We start from the raw sequence: 3068 nt of genomic DNA on the forward strand, positions 1-3068 counted from the left end.
CGTTCCTCGCCCCGATCACGAGCGGCCGGCTCGGTACGATCCCGCTCTCCGGGAATCAGTGCTTCCGAGACTTCCGGCGGTGGCCTGTCGTTTTCCAGGGCCCGGAGGCTGTCGGCCAGCACCTGATCCATGCGCTCTCTGGTGTCATCGCCGAAGGGCTGGGTGGCACAGGCCGCCATCAGGAATCCGGCGGCTAACCCAGGAATCACCCGCAGTGCTCTGCGGCTTTCCACTGGCTTGTGGCTCATGCTGTTCGCCCCTGCATTCATTGCTCACTGCTCCGGCTAATGGAAAGACCGGCCCGCAGGCTCAGTCGCTGTTCGCCGCCGGCATGTCGAATCACAACGTGGTCTGCCTCAATGCGTACCACGCGGGCACCATCCACGTTCGCGCCTGCCCGTACCAACTGGTCATTGATGACCGCCAGGCGCCGCCGCTCCGAAATCAGTACCGAGGTCAGGTCCCAACTCGGGGCCGCCGCCGTGGCAGGCTGCTCGCCGCGGTCGGTGGGCGGCCGCATGGGGTCGTCCTCCTCCGCCGTGGCAGGCATCGCCCAGATCATTGCCGCCATCACGAGGCCGGCCACTATTCTGGCTTTTTGTTCAAACACCAATCCAACCCTCCCGGAGGCTCAAGGTGTGGACAATCAGGACGATTCGATTGTTTGGATAGGTTTCCATCTGAACGTCCAGCAGCCCCCAGTAGAAATCGGAGTCCATCGCTTCCAGGGCACGCAAGTAACGCAGGATGGCAGTGAAACTCCCTTCCAGCTCCATGCGCACACCGTGGCGATAGATATTCCCGACCCCTTCCAGGCCTTCATCATCCATCAGCGGTCGAGGGGACAGGGATTGCATGCTGAGCAACTCCAGGCCTTCCTGACGTTCCAGCATGGTTTCAAGCACCAGGGCCATCTGGCCCGGCTCGATCAAATCGCCGGTGCGCGCCGCCAGATTCTCGTCCAGTGCCTGAATTCGCTCTTCGAGCTCCGCAAGACGGGCCCGGCGGTCGGCATCCGGGTCGGCTTCCCGCGCACGGATGATCTCACCCACCGCCGCATTGGCCTCGGCGACCCGCTCACGCAGATCGCTGATCTGCTGCTGTGCCGTTTCCTGCCGGGAAGAAAGCGGCGCCATGAAGAAGGTGTGCCAGATGAAGGCCACCACGGCTGCGGCGGCGAGGAAAACCAGCACCCGTTCGCGCAGGCTGAGAGCATCAATCCGCTCGCGCAATAGCTGGATACGAGCCATCATTGCGCGTCCTCCTCACCGTCTTCCGGACGAGTGGAAAGTCGGAATTCCAGCACCCGCTGCCCACTGTCCAGCTCCCGCCGGTCAATACGCATGGTGTGGAAGTCGGTCCCGCGATAGACCGCTTCCTCGGACAGACGCTGCAGATAGACCGGCACCTGGCTGGCGCGCTGAGTGCGCCCGTCCAGGCGCAGGTGACGGCTGTCGCCCTCAATCCTGATGCGGGTCAACCACACCGGCTCCAGCCGCTGACGAGCCAATGCCGCCAGCTGTTCGGAGAAGCCGTCCATGCGCCCGATTTCGCCGTTGTCCAGCACCGACAGGGCCCGTTCCTTGAGGGCCAATTCCTGTTCCGAGGCTTCCACGGCCCGGCGCAGGGCCGGACTGGGCTCACGTGGCGGCAGAGTCTCCTGCAACTGGCTCAGGCGCTCCAGGGCCTGAGCCTCCTGTTGCTCCAATTGCTCGATGCGATCTTGCAGGCTGGCATAACGCCACTGACTCCAGGTGGAGATCAGAACCAGCCCCAGCACCAGAAGGCCCAACATCATGAGCATGGTCTCGGCGGAGAAAATCTTTCTCTGGCGCCGGAAAATCGGATGGTAGAGATTGATGTTCTGGTTCACAGAACCACCTCCTCCCGACGCAGAGCGGCGCCCAGGGCCAGCAGACAACGTGCCTGGAGGCGTGGATCCATGATTTCATCGCTATCCAGCAAGTCGTTGAGATCGACTTGTTGCACATTGACCCCGAGACTGGATTCCAGATGCTCACCCAGAAAGGGCAATTCCACCGCAGTGGGCATCAAGGCAATGCTGCCGATGGGGGGCTGCTGAAAATGACTGTCGTAGTAGTCCATTGAGCGCTGCATCTCCAGCGCCACGGTCTCCAGCAAGCGCTGGCGTTCGGTCTCGTCGGCAGCCGCAAGCCGGTCTTCACCCACATCCAGACTTCTCGCCAGAAACAGGGTGCCCTGTCGACTGATGACAATGAAGCCACGGTCGACGCCGAGATACAGGGAAGCCATGCCACGCACATCCCCGTCCATGAGCGCGGCGATATTGCGTATGGCAAGCTCCGGAAGATCAATCACCTCAAGCTTCAGGCCGGTCGCCTCCACACCCTTGATGATTTCCTTCAGGCGCGGGGTCTTGGCGGCCACGGCATACATCAAGCGGCCCGACTGGCGCTTCTGATCGGGAATTTCGAAGACGTCAATGGTGGCATCGTCGACGTGGAACTGGATCAGGTCCTTGATCCGCCAGCGAATGGCCGAGCGCAATTCTTCGGGAGGAACATCAGGGGCTTCCACCAGCAAGAGCTGGTAGTTCTCACCCGCAACCAGGGCCGAGGCGCGGGCACCGGCAAGACCGTGGCGGGAGACGAGCTTTTCAATATCATCCCAGCCGTTGGCCGGGCTGGCGCTTTGCCCCAGAGCCAGCACACGGGGAACGTCCCCCGGTCCCCGTTCAATACAGGCGAGGCTGGCACCGGAGGCTGACACCGTCAGGCCGGTCAATCGATGCTCGTTCTTGCGACTGCGGAAAAGGGACAGCAGGGCCGACCTCCTGGGCTCTCTCTGGCTTTGATCATGTCCCGAGGCCGGGTAGGGTTGGCACAGGGCTAGCGGCCCGTGCCGAGCCGATCCACTCCATCACCACATACCGGGTGCCATCGGCACCCGAACGCTTCCTTGCGCCGCCCCCCTCGGATGTCGGTAATTTAACTTAATACCGATGTTTCTTAACCAATAATAAACCACCGTTGTCAAGAGTGTAAATGATCAGCACGAATTTTGCGGGCGATTTGTCACGTTTTTCA

5 protein-coding genes are annotated in these 3068 nt (G+C 61.7%); all 5 read right to left on the reverse strand.

Annotated features, from left to right (window positions below; translation table 11 throughout):
- On the reverse strand, positions 1-248 hold a 248-nt coding region (locus ACJWXQ_RS04820; RefSeq protein ID WP_406672281.1), incomplete at its 3' end, for a hypothetical protein.
- A 17-nt stretch (positions 249-265) separates the two neighbouring features.
- A complete protein-coding gene (locus tag ACJWXQ_RS04825; RefSeq protein WP_406672282.1) occupies positions 266-610 on the reverse strand; it encodes a hypothetical protein in 345 nt (114 codons plus the stop codon).
- Complete coding sequence (gene gspM / locus ACJWXQ_RS04830; RefSeq protein ID WP_346050586.1) at positions 603-1253, reverse strand: type II secretion system protein GspM; 651 nt, start codon at positions 1251-1253, stop codon at positions 603-605. The genes ACJWXQ_RS04825 and gspM overlap by 8 nt, the downstream gene beginning before the upstream one ends.
- Entirely contained in the window at positions 1250-1873 is a 624-nt protein-coding gene (locus ACJWXQ_RS04835; protein WP_346050587.1) for a PilN domain-containing protein, read from the reverse strand. Before ACJWXQ_RS04835 ends, gspM begins: the two co-directional genes overlap by 4 nt.
- On the reverse strand, positions 1870-2766 hold the full coding sequence (locus tag ACJWXQ_RS04840; protein ID WP_346050588.1) for a hypothetical protein: 897 nt from the start codon (positions 2764-2766) through the stop codon (positions 1870-1872). Before ACJWXQ_RS04840 ends, ACJWXQ_RS04835 begins: the two co-directional genes overlap by 4 nt.
- Positions 2767-3068 lie beyond the last annotated feature (302 nt).

Source organism: Natronospira sp. (assembly GCF_007134575.1).
GTDB lineage: Bacteria > Pseudomonadota > Gammaproteobacteria > Natronospirales > Natronospiraceae > Natronospira > Natronospira elongata.

Coding starts and splice junctions, on each gene's coding strand:
- gspM (WP_346050586.1), bottom strand. CDS start 1,253: ATGATGGCTCGTATCCAGCTATTGCGCGAGCGGATTGATGCTCTCAGC.